The sequence below is a fragment of the Microtetraspora sp. AC03309 genome, assembly GCF_020826795.1.
Classification (GTDB): Bacteria; Actinomycetota; Actinomycetes; order Streptosporangiales; family Streptosporangiaceae; genus Microtetraspora; species Microtetraspora glauca.
This window is the reverse complement of the sequence record NZ_JADDIL010000011.1, coordinates 117,240-134,673: the sequence shown is the minus strand read 5'-3', so window position 1 is coordinate 134,673 and position 17,434 is coordinate 117,240. Positions and strand designations below refer to the sequence as shown.

The 17,434-nt window shown below is 71.3% G+C and carries 10 protein-coding genes; 5 read left to right on the top strand and 5 right to left on the bottom strand.

Annotation, left to right across the window (positions count from 1 at the left end; translation table 11 throughout):
• Window positions 1-68: 68 nt before the first annotated feature.
• Window positions 69-1,694: an amidohydrolase gene (locus IMZ11_RS08640; RefSeq protein WP_228639347.1), complete on the top strand. Its 1,626-nt coding sequence runs from the start codon at window positions 69-71 to the stop codon at window positions 1,692-1,694.
• Window positions 1,691-3,031, top strand: a complete 1,341-nt coding sequence (locus IMZ11_RS08635) for an APC family permease (RefSeq protein ID WP_228639345.1) — start codon at window positions 1,691-1,693, stop codon at window positions 3,029-3,031. Before IMZ11_RS08640 ends, IMZ11_RS08635 begins: the two co-directional genes overlap by 4 nt.
• Before the next feature lie 157 nt (window positions 3,032-3,188).
• Here IMZ11_RS08635 and IMZ11_RS08630 read toward each other — a convergent pair whose 3' ends face one another.
• The gene (locus tag IMZ11_RS08630; RefSeq protein ID WP_228639343.1) at window positions 3,189-4,436 is read right to left on the bottom strand and encodes an amidohydrolase family protein; all 1,248 of its coding nucleotides are present in this window, start codon (window positions 4,434-4,436) and stop codon (window positions 3,189-3,191) included.
• A gap of 280 nt (window positions 4,437-4,716) precedes the next feature.
• Here IMZ11_RS08630 and IMZ11_RS08625 point away from each other — a divergent pair, with 280 nt between their 5' ends.
• The 3 genes from IMZ11_RS08625 to IMZ11_RS08615 all read left to right on the top strand — a co-directional run bounded on the left by IMZ11_RS08625 (window position 4,717) and on the right by IMZ11_RS08615 (window position 7,015).
• Window positions 4,717-5,607 (top strand): tyrosine-type recombinase/integrase, encoded by an 891-nt coding sequence (locus tag IMZ11_RS08625; protein WP_228639341.1) that lies wholly within the window; start codon window positions 4,717-4,719, stop codon window positions 5,605-5,607.
• Complete coding sequence (locus IMZ11_RS08620) at window positions 5,495-6,433, top strand: site-specific integrase (RefSeq protein ID WP_228639370.1); 939 nt, start codon at window positions 5,495-5,497, stop codon at window positions 6,431-6,433. The genes IMZ11_RS08625 and IMZ11_RS08620 overlap by 113 nt, the downstream gene beginning before the upstream one ends.
• 72 nt (window positions 6,434-6,505) lie before the next feature.
• A complete protein-coding gene (locus IMZ11_RS08615) occupies window positions 6,506-7,015 on the top strand; it encodes a GNAT family N-acetyltransferase (RefSeq protein ID WP_228639339.1) in 510 nt (169 codons plus the stop codon).
• 110 nt (window positions 7,016-7,125) lie between these two features.
• Here IMZ11_RS08615 and IMZ11_RS08610 read toward each other — a convergent pair whose 3' ends face one another.
• From IMZ11_RS08610 to IMZ11_RS08595, 4 genes are read right to left on the bottom strand one after another with little or no spacing between them, the layout of a single operon-like run.
• Entirely contained in the window at window positions 7,126-8,100 is a 975-nt protein-coding gene (locus IMZ11_RS08610; protein ID WP_228639337.1) for a TauD/TfdA family dioxygenase, read from the bottom strand.
• Entirely contained in the window at window positions 8,097-13,658 is a 5,562-nt protein-coding gene (locus IMZ11_RS08605; RefSeq protein ID WP_228639334.1) for a non-ribosomal peptide synthetase/MFS transporter, read from the bottom strand. Before IMZ11_RS08605 ends, IMZ11_RS08610 begins: the two co-directional genes overlap by 4 nt.
• Window positions 13,655-17,224: a condensation domain-containing protein gene (locus IMZ11_RS46125; RefSeq protein ID WP_228639332.1), complete on the bottom strand. Its 3,570-nt coding sequence runs from the start codon at window positions 17,222-17,224 to the stop codon at window positions 13,655-13,657. The genes IMZ11_RS08605 and IMZ11_RS46125 overlap by 4 nt, the downstream gene beginning before the upstream one ends.
• A gap of 5 nt (window positions 17,225-17,229) precedes the next feature.
• Window positions 17,230-17,415 carry an MbtH family NRPS accessory protein gene (locus tag IMZ11_RS08595; RefSeq protein WP_061260679.1) on the bottom strand — a complete coding sequence of 62 codons (186 nt, stop codon included), beginning with the start codon at window positions 17,413-17,415 and terminating at the stop codon, window positions 17,230-17,232.
• Between the last annotated feature and the right edge of the window lie 19 nt (window positions 17,416-17,434).

The following is a 17,434-nucleotide window of genomic DNA, read 5'->3' as shown; positions in this document are numbered from 1 at the left end:
CTTCCGCTTTCACCTCCGGACAACTTATCCTTCCCGCACAAAACGAACGACATTCTTTTTGGACGCCGATGACTCGCACCCTCTTCCACAACGGCACCATCTGGACCGGCACCGGGAGCACCGTCTCCGCACTCACCACCCGGAACGGCCGGATCGAGGCCGTCGGGGCCGAGGCCCTCGCCGGGACCGCCGACGCGATCGTCGATCTCCAGGGCGGGCTGCTGCTCCCGGCCTTCGGCGACGGGCACTGCCACCCCGACCACGCGGGGTTCGAGGCGATGGGCCCGCGCGTCAGGGAGTGCGGCAGCGTGGAGGAGATCGTCGAGGAGGTCCGCCGGTACGCGCTCGCGCATCCGGACGCCGAGTGGATCGTCGGCGCCAGCTACGACTCCACCCTGGTCCCCGGTGGCGTGTTCGACGCCCGCTGGCTGGACGCCGCCGTACCCGACCGTCCCGTCGTCCTGCGCGCCTGGGACTACCACACGGTGTGGTGCAACACCGAGGCCATGCGGCGGGCCGGTCTGGACGCCTCGACGCCGGACACGGCCCGCGGCGCCTACGCCCGCCGGGCCGACGGCGAGCTTCTCGGGACGATGTACGAATGGGACGCGGTGGACGCGGTCCTCGGCGCCGCGCCCGCCCGCACCACCGGCGACCTGGTGCGGGCGCTGCGCCTCGCCACCGAGTCCTACGCGGCGGCCGGAGTGACGTGGATCCAGGACGCCTGGGTGGAACACCGTTCCGTGGAGGCGTACATCGAGGCGGCCCGGCAGGGCGCGCTGGCGATCCGGGTGAACCTCGGCTTGCGCGCCGACCCGGCACGCTGGCGCGACCAGCTCGCCGAATTCGCGGCCGACCGTGACCGGGTGCGCGCGCTGCACGACGACCGGCTCACCGCGAACACGGTCAAGTTCTTCATGGACGGCATCCTGGAGAACCGCACCGCGTCGCTGCTCGACCCCTACAGCGACGACCCGTGCGCGCGCGGCATGCCGATCTGGCCATACGAGGAGCTGCTGGAGGCGTTCACCGCCGTGGACGAGATGGGGCTGCAGGCGCACCTGCACGCGATCGGCGACGCCGGCGTGCGGACCGCCCTGGACGCGGTCGAGCACGTGATCCGGGTCAACGGACCCCGGGACCGGCGACCGGTCATCGCTCACGTCCAGGTGCTGGACGAGGCCGACCTGCCGCGTTTCGCCGAGCTCGGTGTGATCGCGAACCTCCAGCCCCTGTGGGCGCGCGTCGACGCCGCGATGACCGAGCTGACGTTCCCCCGGATCGGCGCCGAACGCGCCCGGCGGCAGTACCTCATCGGCTCGCTGCTCCGCGCCGGAGCCCGCGTGGCCTTCGGCAGCGACTGGCCGGTGAGCGACCACCGCCCGCTGGCCGGGTTGCCGGTCGCGGTGACGCGCGAGAACGCGGAGCGGGAACCGGCCGGCGGCTGGCTGCCGGAGGAGCGCCTCACCTTCGACGACGCCCTGTCCGCGTACACGGCCGGCGTGGCCCACCAGGCGTTCGCCGAGGACGACCGCGGCGTGCTCGCCCCCGGGAAGGTCGCCGACCTGGTCTGGCTGGACGCCGACGTACGCCGGATGGACCCGCACGACATCGCACTCCGGTCGGCCGTCCGCGGCACGTGGATGGCCGGCACGCGAATCCACCCCCCTTCCGACAGGAGTAGCGCGCTATGAAAGAGTCCGCCGCGGACCCGGGACTGAAGCGGGTCCTGGGCGTCCCGGGCCTGACGCTGTTCGGGCTGACCTACCTCGCCCCGGTCGCGGTCTTCACGACGTACGGCGCCGTCGCCCAGATCACCGAGGGGCACCTGCCGTCGGCGTACGTGGTCGCCCTCGTGGTCATGCTGTTCACGGCGTTCAGCTACGGCCGGATGGCGCGGGCGTTCCCCGCCGCCGGATCGGCCTACACCTACACCCAGCAGACCTTCGGCGGGCACGTCGGGTTCATGACCGGGTGGACGCTGATGCTCGACTACCTCTTCCTGCCGATGATCAACTTTCTGCTCATCGGGATCTACCTGCACGGCCAGTTCCCCGGCGTGCCGCAGTGGGCCTTCACCCTGGCCGCCCTGCTCGTGGTGCTCACGCTCAACGTCCTCGGCATCAAGGTGATGAGCCGGGTCAACGTCGTGGTCGTCGGTGCCTCCGTGGTGCTGATCCTCATCTTCGTCGCGCTGTCCCTCAAGCACCTGTCGGGCCACCCGTCCCCGGCGCCCTTCGAGTCGTTCACGCCCGGTACCGGCGTCTTCACCGGCGCCGCGATCCTCGCGCTGAGCTTCCTCGGCTTCGACGCCGTCTCCACGCTGTCGGAGGAGGCGAAGGAGCCACGCCGCAGCATCCCGCGGGCGATCATGCTCACCACGCTGATCGGCGGCCTGCTGTTCGTCCTGGTCGCCTGGATGGGCAGCCTCGCGCACCCCGGCTACGACGACTTCGTCAACCCCGACACCGCGGGTGTGGACATCATGGCCGCGCTGGGCGGCGCCGCGTTCCAGACGATCTTCGTGGGCATCTATGTGGTCGGCGCCTTCGGATCGGCGATGACCACCCAGGCGAGCGTCTCCCGGATCCTGTACTCCATGGGACGGGACGGCGTGCTGCCGAAGCGCGCGTTCAGCATGCTGCACCCCCGCTTCAAGTCGCCGGTCTTCGCGGTCGCCGTGGTGTCCGCGGTGTCGCTCGTCGCGCTCTTCATCAGCCTGGGCAACGCGGTGGTGATGGTCAACTTCGGGGCACTGATCGCCTTCTCGATGGTGAACCTCACCGTGATCAAGCGCTACATCGTCGACGAGCGACGGCGGTCCGCGGGCGACCTGCTCCGGTACGGACTGGTGCCCCTGGTGGGCTTCGCCCTGACCGTCTGGCTGTGGACGAGCCTGGAGGGGGTGACGTTCCAGGTCGGCCTCGTCTGGATGGCCGTCGGCCTGGTCTACCTCGCCGGACTCACCCGGTTCTTCACCCGCAAGCCTCCGGTGATGACCTTCTCCGAGGCCGATCCCGCCGACGCCTGACGTTCACGAGCCCGGATGCCGGGGTCCCCTCCGCCAGGGACCCCGGCGTCCGGACGCCGGGCCGTACCGGGCGCTGACGCGGTGTGACGGCGCGCCCCGGCGGGCGGAACCGCCGGTCAGGCGGTCATGACGACCAGGGTCGGCGGGCGGTGGAGCCTCACAGCGCCGGGACGCGGCCGTGGAACGTCGTGGCCGAGGTCGTGGTGGCGACGATCCGGCCGCCGGTGATCACGTGAGCGGGCGGCGAGTGCCTGGCGAGGACCTCGCGTACGCTCCGGCCGTCCAGCACGACCAGATCGGCGGGTGCGCCGGGCTCCAGTCGGTGGGCCGGACGGCCCAGGACGCGCGCGGCGTCCACGGTGACCATGTCGAACAGCCGCTCCAGTTCCGGATCGGTTCGCGCGTCCAGCAGATGGGCGGCCAGGAAGGCGACCTCCGGCATGCTGTGCCTGCCGAAGGGGTAGTACGCGTCCTCGATGTCGTCCTGGCCGAGCGCGACCGGCAGGCCGGCGTCGGCGAGGGTGAAGACCGGCAGGTGCAGCGGGCCGGTGTGCGGGTCGCTGACGAATCCCAGTCCCGCCGCGCGGCACAGTCCGATGAGGCGATGCAGGGAGGGCTCGGGATAGAGGGCCGTCGCGCGGGCGTGCTGCACGCTGGCCCGGCCGGTCATCCCGCGCTCCACCAGCGCGGTGGCCAGCATCTGGGTGGTGCGCAGCGACGGATCGCCCGCGTCGTCGGTCAGCATGGCCACCCGCAGCCCGTGCTGGTGCGCCAAATCCACCATGCGGGTGACGTGCACCTCGGCGTCGGCGTCGGTGAACTCGATCCAGGGGATGCCGCCGACCACGTTCACGCCCAGTCGCACCGCCTCGGCGACCAGTTCCTCGGTGCCCGGCGCGCGCAGCAGGCCGTCCTGGGGGAAGGCCACCACCAGGAGGTCGACCAGCCCGCGGAACTCCTCGCGCAGGGCCAGCAGCGCCTCGACCCCGGTGAGCCCGGCGACCGGATCGACGTCGGCGAACGCCTGTACGACGCGCACGCCCTGGCGCACCGACTCCCACATCGCCGACCTGGCCCTGGCCAGCACGGCATCGGCGGTCTGGCGCACCTTGACGGCCGCCGCCGACTCGATCGCGCCCATCGCCGCGCCCATCGTCCCCGCGGTGTAGGCGGAGAGGGGCTCCTGGCCCGCCAGGTCGAGGGTGTGGACCTTGCACAGGTGCAGGTGGGCGTCCACGAACGGCTCGGTCACGAGGTTCCCGTCGGCGTCGACCACCGTCGCCTCGGGCGGGCTCGTCGTCTCCGGGTCGTCGGGCGCCACGACGGTGAGCATGCCGCCGTCCGCGGCCAGCATCCACCGGCCCGGGCGGCCGCGCAGCGATGCGTTGCGAATGAGTACGTCCACAGCTCGGACGATAGGCCCGGCCCTGCGGCCGGGCACATGGCGACATCTGCCAAGTCAGGGCCGTACGGGTCTCACCGGGTTCCGGGGCGCCATGCCGCGGACGGCCTTGTGCGTGGGGTGGTCAGTTGACTGCACTAACTCGTTGACTGGCTCGACTCGGCGGGGGCTGATCACGAGCATTCGGGTATGTCGTTGTTGCATGAGGTCTCCGGTGTTCATCGCGATCTGATGGACGGCCGTGTACGGCTGTCCCGGGCCGGGGCGGTGGTGGCGGGCCGGGGTGGTGGTGGCGGGTACGTCGCCGTCGTTGCCGTGGGTCGTGGTGGATGCTGCGGAGCGAGAGGTCGCGCCGGTCAGCAGTTATCTGCGGGACCGGCTGCTGGGGGACGTGAGTCCGCTGACGTGCCGGAGTTACGCGTTCGATCTGCTGCGCTGGTTCCGGGTGCTGTGGACGGTGGATGCCGGGGGGGAGCAGGCCACCGAGGCAGAGGCCGCCGCGATGGTCGGCTGGCTTCGGTCGGCTCGGAATCCACAGCGTCAACGCCGACGGACGGGCGGCTACCCACCCGGTTCGGTGAACCCGAAGACCGGCAAGCGGGTTCCGGCGGCCGGGTATGCGCCGGCCACGATCGCGCACAGCCTGTCGGTGGCGCATGGCTTCTATGCCTTCCACCTGCACTTCGGCCGGGGGCCGGTGCTCAACCCGGTGCCGGAGAACCGGGCCCGTCGCTCCGCGCTCGCGCACCGGTCGCCGATCGAGGCCCCGGGCCGTCACGGGCGCGGGCGGCTGCGGCCGAAGGTTCCCGTCCGCCAGCCGCGGGCGATCCCCGATGCGCAGTGGGACGAGTTGTTCGCCGCGATGCGGTGCACCCGGGACCGGGCCTTGCTGGCCTGCTACGTCTCCTCCGGCGCCCGCGCCTCCGAACTGCTGGGCGTCGGGCTGAGCGACATCGACTGGCAGAAGGGCCAGTTGTGGGTGATCTCCAAAGGCACCCGGGAACGTCAGCCTGTGCCCGTCTCGCCCGAGGCCCTCGCCTACTTGGCGGCGGTTGGCCGGCCTGCGCGCCGAGGAGCTGACCGAGCTGACGCATCTGAGCGTGCGCAACTACCAGAGGCCCAGTGGGGAGGTGGTTGCGCTGCTGGTGATCACGCCCTCGAAGAGCGACCGTGAGCGGGTCATCCCGATGTCCGCGGAGCTGTTCCACGTCATCGCTCAGGTCATCCGCCGGCACATCAGCGCGCACGGCACCGTTCCGGTCTGCACCCGCTACGACCTGCATGAAAGGGTCTGGAGCGAGCCGCTGCCCTACCTGTTCCAGAACATGCACAGCGGAGCCCTGCGGGCGATGTCCACCACGACGATGTGGCGCATGATCCGGCGGGCCGCAGAGGGCCTGGTGGCCAGCGACCCGCGGTTCGCCGACGTGAAGTTCGCCGCCCACGACTTCCGCAGGCTCTTCGCCACCGAGCTGGTCAACAACGGGCTGCCGATCCACATCGGTGCCGCGTTGCTCGGACACCTGAATATCCAGACCACCCGTGGTTACGTCGCGATCTTCGACGACGACGTGGTCCGCCACTACCAGGATTTCCTCGCCCGGCGCCGGGCCCATCGGCCCGAGAGCGAGTACTGCAAGCCGACCGAGACGGAGTGGAACGAGTTCAACGAGCACTTCGACAAGCGGCGCGTCGAGCTGGGCTCCTGCGGCCGGCCCTACGGCACTCCCTGCCAGCACGAACACGCCTGCATCCGCTGTCCGATGCTGAGCATCAACCCCAAGATGCTGGCCCGCCTGGACGAGCTGGAGGAGGATCTCCTCGCCCGTCGCGAGCGCGCTGTCGCCGAGGACTGGCGGGGTGAGATCGACGGACTCGATCTCACTCTCACCTTCCTGTGCAGCAAGCGCGAGCAAGCCCGCCGTTTCCAGCGAAGTGGGCCGGTCTCGCTCGGGCTTCCCGTCGTCCCACATCAGAAGTCCCAGATCACAGGAGGATGAGAGGAGCGCGGACCCCAGCAGTGCGGGCTGCGTGATCACATTGGCCAATCGCTGCCAACCAGGAGGCACAGAATGCTGTTGCGCAATGTGGCGCTTGATGATGTCGACGCTTACATCCGGATGCGATGCGATCCCGACATGATGAAAGATCTCGGGGGTCCACTGCCGCGAGAAGGCATGGATGAGAAGGTTCAGCGCGATGTCCGCCGAGCTGCCGAGGACACCGCTTGGACCAAAATGATCATCCCCGAAGCGGCTGCCCCCTCCGCCGTCGCCGGAACTGTGTCGCTGTGGTCCCACGAAGCCGACGGCCATCACATCTCCGAGATCGGCTGGATGGTCCTGCCCGCCTTCCAAGGCCAGGGCTACTGCAAGCGAGCCGTGCGGACACTGCTTGAGATGGCCAGGGAGGACGGCCGCTGGGGACTCATCCACGCCTTCCCTGCAACCAGCAACCTGCCTTCCAATGGCATCTGCCGCGCTGTCGGCTTCACGTTCGTTGAAGGACAGAGCCTGGAGTTCGCCGGTCGAGTTCTGGACACCAATCACTGGATCATCGACCCACTCACTGATTTGACCTGACCGTCACCGAGCCGTTGGTGCAGAGAAGGTCCACGCCATCACCCCCTCTGTCCAGGGAGGGTCTGACCGCCGTCATCGGCGGCCAGACCCTCGACGGGCGGAGCCGCCGGTCAGGCGGTCATCGCGACCAGGATCCGGCGGGCGCCGGTGTACGGCTCCCGGCCGTGCGCGCACAGCATGTTGTTGATGATCATCAGATCGCCCTCGCGCCACGGGAACGCGTACGAGGTCTCGTCGTAGGCGGCCTTGACGGCGGCGAGGTCCGCCGGGGCGATGGGGGAGCCGTCGGCGAGGTACGCGTTGCGGGGCAGGTCGGCCTCGCCGTACAGCATCAGGAGGGCCTCGCGGACCTCCTCGTCCAGGCTGGTGACATGGAACAGGTTCGCCTGGTTGAACCAGACCTGCTCACCGGTCAGCGGCTCGGTCTGGTGCGCGGGCCGGTGGTGCCGGGTGCGCAGGCCCTCCTCGGTCCACTCGTACGCCATGCCGTGCCGCGCGCAGTAGTCCTCGACCTCGGCGGGGTCGTCGGTCTGGAACGACTCCTGCCAGGACAGGCCGAGCCCCTCCCGGAACGCCCTGGCGTAGACGACGCCGGCCGCGAACCTCTCCCGTACGTCGGCGGGGACCGCGCGGAACACCGCGCGGCTGTTCGCGATCGGGGTGGCCCCGCCCGTGGCGGCGGCGGTGTCGCAGAAGAAGAACAGGTGCCCCGGCCAGGTGTCCGAATACGAGTTCTCGTTGTGCATCGGGAGCGGCTGGTCGGCCGGGTACTCGGTCGAGGTGTAGATGGACTCGGTGACGGACGTGCGCGGGGTGGAGCGTTCGGTGTAGCGCAGCGGCTCACCGCCGACGACCCGGACGATCCGGTCGAACAGGTCGAGGTCGGCGGGCAGGTCGCGGATCAGCACCGCGCCGTGCTCGGCCAGACCGGCCCGCAGGCCGTCGCGGTGGGCCGTCACCCAGTCGAGGTGGTCGGTCATGTCCGGGCCGAGGCCGTAGACCACGATGGTGGTGTGGTCGTTGCCGGCCACCTGCCCGGTCACCGGCCCGAGCCGGGCCGGGTCCGTGGGAATGACACCCGTCATGATGTGCTTCCTTTCGCGAGGCTCAGGCGGCGTTGCCTTTCCTGCATGCCGATGAGGTCGTCGGGGAGCGAGTCCGGAACCTCGGTGTCGAAGCGCCGCAGCAACCGGAGGGTCGAGGCGCCGACGGTCACCGCGGCCATCATCAGCGCGAAGACGACGTAGGTGAGGCCCACGCCCCGGCCCTCGCCGACGCCGATGACCGCGCCGACCGAGCCGGCGAGCGCCCCGTCCGGCCGCAGCATGGGGTTGAACAGGGACGTGGCCAGGGGCGCCAGTACGGCGAACCCGATCGGCAGGGTGGACCACGAGAGGGCCTGGTTGAGCGAGAGCACCCGACCGTGGAACCGCTGCGGCACCTTGACCTGGACCAGCGTCACGTAGATGCCCTGGGAGATCGACATCGACATCGCCAGGCAGAACACGCCGGTCACGACCACGGCCAGGGACGGCCGCAGGCCCATCATTAGGCACCCGGCGGCCATTCCCAGGTTGCCCAGGAAGACGCCGACCATCCGGCGCTTGCGCGGGCCGCCCCAGAGCGCCATCACCACGCCGCCGGCCACCGCGCCGAGCGCCTCGGCCACCGCGACCTGCGCGACCTGGTCGACCGTGCCGAAGGAGAGCGTCAGCGGGACGGTCAGCACCAGGGCGGGACCGAGGAAGATGTTGGCGACGGCGAAGTAGATCACCATGGCCCGGAACCCGCGGAGGTTCCACGAGAACCGCAGTCCCTCCACGATCGCGGTGACCAGCGGTTCTTTGCGGCGGAAGCCGAGCGTGTCGGGGAAGCGGACGACCAGCAGCACCGCGAGGGCGAACACGTAGCTCGCCATGTCGATGGCGAGGATGCCGGGCAGGCCGATCGCGACGTACAGCCCGGCGCCCATCAGCGGGGCGAGCAGCATGGCGAACCCGTTGGTGAGCTGCGCGAGACCGACCGCGTGCCCCAGATAGCGCTTGGGCACCAGTTGCGGCACCGCGGTCTGGAAGGCCAGCCGCTGGTAGGTACCGGCCATCGAGTTGATCGGCAGCAGCACGTAGATGATCCACAGGTCCAGCCGCCCGGTGAAGAGCAGCGACGCGATGGAGAACTGGACCGCCCCGGCGACACCGCTCGCGACGATCATGACGCGCCGCCGGTCGAACCGGTCGATCAGCGGCCCGGCGACGGGCATCATCGCCACACCGCAGATCAGCGTCAGCGCCCACAGCAGACCGAGGTCGGTCACCGATCCCGTCCGGTCGAACAACCACACCGGTACGGCGAAGCCGGTCAGCGCCGAACCGGTCGCCGACACGAGCTGCCCGATCGCCACGCTGAGGAACCTGCGGTTGCTCGGCTGCACCGCGGGCGGCCCCGCGGACTCTCCCGGCTCGGCCGGGTAGTGCGTGTCGCGCAGCGACCACGCCGCGTCCGGCCCCCGCTCGGCGACGCCGTACTCGGTGGTCTCACGCCGGGCCATCGCCGGGTGGACACCCGTGACGATCTCGGCCAGCTCCTCCGCCCGGTGCTTCAGGAAGAAGTGGCCGGCCTGGTCGAGAACCACCAGCCCGGTCGTGCCGGTCAGGAACTCCCACTCCCGATACCGCTCGGTGTAGTAGTCGGTGACCGGGTCCTCCGAGCCGACGACGGAGATGATCGGAGCGGACATCGGCGCGGGGCGCTGGTCGAGCAGCGTGGTGAAGTACTCCTCGGACGCCCGGGAGTCGGCCCGCATGTTCGCGATGATCCGGTCGGCCTGCTCGGGGTCCAGCTCGTCGGTGTCGACGCCCATGCCCTTGAGCCAGTTGGCGTACTCGCGGTTGCTGCGCAGCTTCTCCAGCCGGGTCCGCAGCGTCCCGACGACGCCCTTGATGCGGGCGAACGGGAACATCGCGCCGATGTAGACCGCGTCCACGTCCCGGCCGTCCTCGGCCAGCTTCCGTGCCGCGCCGACCGCGATGGCGCTGCCGACGCCGCAGTGGCCGTACAGGACCAGGGGGCCTTCGACGCGCTCCCTGATCTCCGCCACGATCCGGTCCACCAGCTCGTGGAAGGGGAGCGCCTCCTCGTTCAGCCCGACGTCGTGGCCGGGGATGGCCACCGAGTACAGCGCGTGCCCGGCGGGGAGCGCGTCGGCGAGCGGCTGGTAGACGATGGCGCTGCCCCCGCCGTACGGCACGCAGACGTAGGACAGGGTGCGTTTCCCGCCCTTCGGGGTCAGCTCGTACAGCAGCGGCTGGGGCCCGGCCGCCGCGTCGGCGCCGCCGTCGATGAAGGCGGCCAGCTCACGGATGGTCCGGTTCTGGAACAGGTCCATCACGCCGACCGGACGTCCCGAGCCGTCGGACGCCTTGCGGATCCTGGCCACCACCTGGGTGGCGAGCAGGGAGTGGCCGCCCGAGTCGAAGAAGTCGTCGTGGACGCCGAGCCGCTCCACGCCGAGCACGTCGATCCAGATCTCGGCCAGCAGCCGTTCCGTGGCGGTCTCCGGCTCGACCAGCTCGGCGGTGGCGTCCCGCGCGGCCTGAGGGGCCGGCAGGGCCGCGCGGTCCAGCTTGCCGTTGGGCGACAGCGGCAGCGTGTCCATGGTGACGAACGCCGTCGGCACCATGTAGTCGGGCAGGCCCTGTTTCAGCGCGGCCCGCAGCTCGGCGACGTCGACGTCCACCCCGCCGTGGGTCGTCAGGTAGGCGACCAGCCGCTTGTCGCCGGGGGTGTCCTCGCGGACGATCACCACCGCCTCCGCGACCTCATCGCGGTCGCGCAGCGCCGTCTCGATTTCGCCCAGCTCGATGCGCAGTCCGCGCAGCTTCACCTGGTGGTCGATGCGGCCGAGGAACTCCAGGTTCCCGTCCGCGCGCCGGCGCGCCAGGTCGCCGGTGCGGTACAGCCTGGCGCCCAGGTCGGCGCCGAACGGGTCGGGAACGAACCGTTCGGCGGTGAGCGCCGGACGGCGGTGGTAGCCCCTGGCCACCCCGATCCCGCCGATGTGCAGCTCGCCCGGCACGCCGATCGGGGCGGGATTCCCGCGCCCGTCGAGGACGTACAGCCGGATGTTCGCGATCGGGGCCCCGATCGGCAGGGTGACCGCGTCGGCGATCGCCTCGGGAGCGCAGTGCCAGGAGGTGACGTCGATCGCCGCCTCGGTGGGGCCGTACAGGTTGTGCAGCTCGCAGTGCGGGAGCACCGTCGTGAAGGTGGCCGCCGTGGCCACCGGAAGCTCCTCGCCGCTGCAGATCACCCGTCGCAGCGCCGTGCAGCCCGCCGCGGACTTCTCGTCGTCGGCGAGGAACACCGCGAGCATCGACGGGACGAAGTGCGCGGTGGTCACGCTCTCGCTGATTAGCAGCTCGCGCAGGTACGCCGCGTCCTTGTGGCCGCCCGGCCGGGCGAGCACCAGCCGCGCTCCGGTGAGCAACGGCCAGAAGAACTCCCACACCGACACGTCGAAACCGGCGGGCGTCTTCTGCAGGACGACGTCGTCGCCGCCCAGCGGGTAGGCGCGCTGCATCCACAGCAGGCGGTTCACGATGCCGCGGTGGGTGTTGGGCACGCCCTTGGGGCGGCCGGTGGATCCCGACGTGTAGATGACGTACGCGGCGTTGCCTGAGGTGACCGGGGGCCGCGGGTCGTCCGCGGGCCGGTCCGCCCACTCGCCGGGATCGTCCAGGTTCAGGATGACCGCGTCGGTGGCCGGGACGGTCGCCTTCAGGTGCTCCTGGGTCAGCACCACGGGAGCCCGGGCATCGTCGATCATGAACGCCAGCCGGTCGGCCGGGTACTCCGGATCGAGCGGCAGGTAGGCGGCTCCCGCCTTGAGCACGCCCAGCAGCGCCACCACCAGCTCGGCCGAGCGTTCGGCGAAGACGCCGACCAGGGTCTCGGGGCCCGCTCCCAGGTCGCGCAACCGGTGCGCCACCCGGTTCGCCCGCTCGTTCAGCTCGGCGTACGTCAGGTGGCGGCCCTCGAAGGTCACCGCGACGGCGCCGGGGGTGCGGGCGACCTGTTCCTCGATCAGGCCGTGCAGCGTCGCCGCCTCGTCCAGCTCGGCGCCGGTGTCGTTCCACACGTCCACCAGCAGCGTCTGCTCGGCGGCGTCCAGCATCGGCAGCTCGGACACCCGCCTGGACGGGTCGGTCGTGACGGACCGCAGGAGGGTGACGAAGCGGGTCGCCATCCTCGCCACGGTCGCCTCGTCGAACAGCGCCGTGTTGTAGACGAACTTGACGATCAGCCGGTCCCGCACCTCGATGACGTGCAGCTCGATGTCGAAACGGGTGGCCCGCAGGTCCATCGGCAGCCAGGTGATGCCGAGGTCCGAGCCGCCCGCCTCCGCGATCCGGCCCATCTGGTAGTTCTGCAGCGCGAACATCGCCTGGAACACCGGCGACCGGCTGACGTCGCGGGGCACGCCGAGCGCGTTGACGAGCTGCTCGAACGGGACCTCCGCGTGGTCGAAGGCGTCGAGAACGCCGACCCGGGTGCGTTCGAGCAGCTCGTCGAAGGTCGGGTCGTCACCGAGCCGCGCGCGCATCGGCAGCATGTTGACGAACATGCCGACCACGTTCTCCAGCTCGGCCAGCGACCGGCCGGCCGACGAGGAACCGACCGCGAAGTCGCCCTGGCCGGAGTGCCTCGACAGCAGCACCTGGTAGGCGGCGAGCAGCGTCATGAACAGCGTCGTTCCGCGCTCCCTGGAGAGCCGGTTGACCGCCCCGGCGAGCTCGGCGTCGACATCGACGATGTGCCAGTCGCCCTCGAAGACCTGGGTGGCCGGTCGCGGCCGGTCGGCGGGCAGCTCCAGGGCCGGCACGCCGGCGAGCCGGTCGCTCCAGAAAACCAGCTGGCGCTCCAGCTCGGGACCGGTCTGCGTCTGCCGCTGCCAGTGCGCGAAGTCGCCGTACGAGACGGGCAGGCCGGGGAGCGTGACCCCGGTGCCGGCGCGCCCGGCGTGATAGGCGGCGGCCAGGTCGCGCAGCAGCAGGTCCACCGACCATCCGTCACCGACGATGTGGTGGGTGGTGACCAGCAGCCGGTGATCGTCGTCGGCCAGCCTGATCAGCAGGGCGCGGAGCAGCGGCCCCTCGGTCAGGTCGAACGGCTCCGCGGCCGCCTCGTCGATCAGCGCCTGGGCGGCGGCCTCATCGTCCGCCGTCACGACGCGCAGCGGCACCGCGACGGAGGGCTCGACGTGGACGGTGGGCCGCCCGTCGGAATCGGCGGGGAAGCGCATCCGCAGCGCCTCGTGCCTGGCGGGAAGGGTCTGCAGGGCCCGGTCGAGCAGGTCGAGGTCGATCTCCCCGGTGAGGCGCATCGGGATCGGGATGTTGTACTGGCTCGTGCCCGGCGCGAACTGCTCCATGAACCAGACCCGCTCCTGCTGGTAGGACAGGGGCGGGGCGGAGCCCTCTGGGCGGGGCCGCACCGTGGTGGTGGGCGTGTCCGGTCCGGCCGCGCGCCGCCGGAGCCGCTGTTCCAGCAGCGCCCGCCGGGCCGCGGACGGCGATGCCTGTCGCGGGTTCTGGGACGGCGTCTGGGGTGGTGTCTGGGGTGGTGTCTGGGGTGGCGTCGTCATGATCGGCCGTCGCCTTCTGATGTGAGCAGCCGCTCGACATCCTCATCACTGAGCTGGTCGAGGTCCTCGGTGAGCCGCCGTTCGATCTCGGCCGCGAGGTCCGCGACGGTGGTGTACGAGAACAGACCGCGGACCGGGATGTCGATCTCGATCTGGCCGCGGATCCTCGCGATGGCCCGGATCGCCAGCAGGGAGTTGCCGCCGAGCTCGAAGAAGTCGTCGGTGGCGCCGACCTTCTCCACGCCCAGGAGACCGGCGAAGACCTCCGCCACCAGCTCCTCGGCGGCCGTGCGCGGCTCGACGTACTCGCCGTCCGTGACCGCGACCGGCGCGGGAAGCGCGGCGTGGTCGAGCTTGCCGTTGGCGGTCAGCGGGAGGGCGTCGAGGACGACGTATCCCGACGGGACCATGTGGGCGGGCAGGCTCGCGGCGAGCGCGTCGTTCACCGCCGCGACGTCCACGCCGAGGCCCGTGCCGCCGCTCGTGCCTCCGCCCGTGTCGTTTGTGCCGCCTGCGCCGCCGCCTGTGCCGTCGCCTGTGCCGTCGCTCGCGTCGCCGACCAGGTAGGCGACGAGACGCCTGCCGTCGGAGGTGTCCTCGCGTACGGTGACAGCCGCGTCGCGGACGCCCGGCTGGGCGCGCAGAGCCGTCTCGATCTCGCCGGGCTCGATGCGGTAGCCGTGCAGTTTGATCTGGTCGTCGGCGCGGCCGACGAACTCCAGGCTCCCGTCGGCACGGCGGCGCGCCAGGTCACCGGTGCGGTACATCCGCAGGCCGGGGGCCCCGAAGGGGCAGGGTACGTACGCGGCGGCGGTGGCTCCCGGCCGGTTCAGATAACCGCGGGTCACCTGCGGGCCCGCGATGTACAGCTCGCCGACGACACCGGTGGGCACCGGCCGCAGCCCGCCGTCCAGCACGTAGGCGGCGTTTCCGGGGGCCGGGCGGCCGATCGTGACCGAGCCCGCCTGGTCGACGGGCAACGCCTCACCCGGTGCCACGCGCGCCGCGACGCAGCCGACGGTGGCCTCGGTGGGACCGTACTCGTTGACGACCGTGACGCCGGGGTGCCGCTCCCGCCAGGCGGTGACCCCGTCCGCGGGCAGCGCCTCGCCTCCCAGCACCAGGTCGCCGCCCGGGGCCACGAGGTCCGGCAGCGCGGCCAGCAGCGCGAGATGGCTGGGCGTGACCTTGAGGAACGTCGCCAGGCCGCGGTGGGCCCCGCCGAGCGTGCCGCCGGTCGTCTCCCCAGCCGTCCTCCCAGCGTTCTCGCCGGTCGTCGTCCCGATGGCCGTCCCGGTGGTCGTCCCGGTGGAGATGTCGGCGGGGGCGTCGGCCGGGGAGTAAGCCTGGGTGTCGGCCTGAGTGTCGGCCGGGGTGTCGGTCTCGGCGTCGTCGAGGGCGGCGAGCCGCACCGCGCCCCCGACCGTAAGCGGTCCGAACAGGCCGGTCACGGTCAGGTCGAAGGCGATCGGGGAGTGCAGCAGCGCCTCCCCGGCGAGGCCGGGATAGGCGGTGCCGGCCCACGCCAGGTAGGCGGCCACCGAGCCGTGCTCGACCACGACGCCCTTCGGGGTGCCGGTAGAACCGGAGGTGTAGATGACGTACGCGACGTTCCCCGACGCGGCCGGACGCGGTGAGCCGCCGCCCGAGTCCCCGCCGGGGCCGCCTGTCCCATCGCCGACCCGCTCAGTGGGCCGTCCGGCCTGCCCCCCGGCGGGCTCGTCGATGGCGAGCACGGCCGGTCGGGCCGCCAGGGAAGCGGCTGAGGAGGTAGCCAGGGAAGCGGCTGAGGGGGCGGCCGGGGAAGTGGCCAGGGCGCCTTCCACGGCGGCCAGCAGGTGGCGCTGGGTGAGCACCACCGTGGCGGCGGAGTCGCTGAGCAGGTACGCCACCCGGTCGGCCGGATAGGCCGGATCCACCGGAACGTAACCCGCCCCGGCCTTCCACACACCCAGCAGGGCGGGCAGCAGCTCCAGGCAGGGGTCGGCGCACACCGCCACCAGCGACTCGGGGCCGGCTCCCGATCGGCGCAACCGGTCCGCCACGCCTTCGGCGGCCTCGTCCAGTTCCGCGTAGGTCAGTCGCCGGTCGCCGACGATCACCGCGGTCGCGTCCGGAGTGCGCGCGACCTGCTCCTCCACCATGCGGAGCGCTGTCTGGCCGCGCTGCTCGCGCTGCTCGCGTGGCTCACCGGTGCTCGCCTCCACCAGCGCCGCGTGCTCGGCGTCGTCCATGAGCCGCAGGTCGCCGATCCCGGTCTCGGGGGCGGCCACACCGGCGGACAGGACGCGCAGGTAGCGTGCGACGAACGTCTCCGCCGTGCCCCGGTCGAACAGGTCGGTGCGGTACAGCAACCGGCTGGTGCCCGTGGTCAGGTCGAACGCGAGATCGTCCTTCGAGGTCGTGTACGGGGTCGGCTCGATGCCGGAGTCAGGGATGTAGTTGAAGCCGATCTGGTACAGCGGCTGCGCTCCCGGGTCACGCTGCGGCGCGACCGCCTCCACGACCGCCTGGAACGGGATCTGACCGTTCTCCATGGCGTCGAGCATCGTGGCACGGACCCGCCCGAGCAGTTCGGCGAAGGTGGGGTCACCCGAGGCGTCCACCCGCACCACCAGCTGGTTGATGAACATGCCGATCAGGCCGGTGACCTCCGGGAGTTCGCGCCCGCTCATGGTCACCCCGATCACGGTGTCGTCCTCGCGGGACAGCCGCGACAGCAGGGCGACGTACGCCGTGAGGAACACCATGAACGGCGTCGCGCCCGAACCGCGCCCCAACGCGGTGGCCCGCGCCTGGAGCTCTTCCGGGATCGTGAAGCGGACCTCGTCTCCTGCGTAGCCGAGCCGGGCGGGCCGGGGCCGGTCGGTGGGAAGGGAGTGCACGGCGGGCAGTCCCGCCAGCCGCTCCCGCCAGTAGTCCGTCTGCGCGGCCAGCGCGTCGTCGGCGAGCCGGCCACGCTGCCAGGCCGCGTAGTCGGCGTACTGGATCGGCAGGTCGGGCAGCCCCGGCAGTTCGGTGGCCCCGACCGGCTCGGTGGCTCCGGCCTGTTCGGTGGCTCCGGCCTGTTCGGCCGCCGCGGCGGCGCACAGTTCGGAGATCTCCCTTTCGAGGATGACGGCCGAGGTGGCGTCGAACACGGCATGGTGGACCACGAAGCTGACCACCCAGCGCGCGTCCCCGGTCCGGATCACCGTGGCCCGCCACATCGGGGCGCTATCGGTGGGGATCGCCTCCCCGGCGACCGACCGGATGTGGTCGAGCGTACGAGCCCGGTGATCCTCGGCCGGGAGCGACCGCAGGTCGAGCACCCGTACGCCGGGGTCGATCTCCGCGTGCACGATCTGGCGGAGGGAGCCGTCCACGATCCGCAGCGACGTGCGGAGCACCTCGTGCCGATCGGCGACGGCCTTGAGCACCGCGATGATCTGATCGGCATCGAGCGCGTACGGGATCTCGAACGCGCACGGCAGGTTGAAGACCGGCGAGCCCGGATCCATCTGATCGGCCAGCCAGATCCGTTCCTGGCCGAAGGAGGAGGGCGCCTCCCATTCCTTGTCGATCACCCCGGTCACCCGCCCTGGCGCAGGCTGAGCGGCCGCATGTCGGTCCACACCGTCTCGATGTGGTCCAGGCACTCCTGCTTGGCACCGCTGAACCCGGCGTCGTGCCACCCGGCGGGAAGGGTACGTCCGCTGGGCCAGATCGAGTACTGCTCCTCGTCGTTGCGCACAACCAGGAAGTGGTCGTCGGTCATGTTTCCTGCCTCGTTCGTC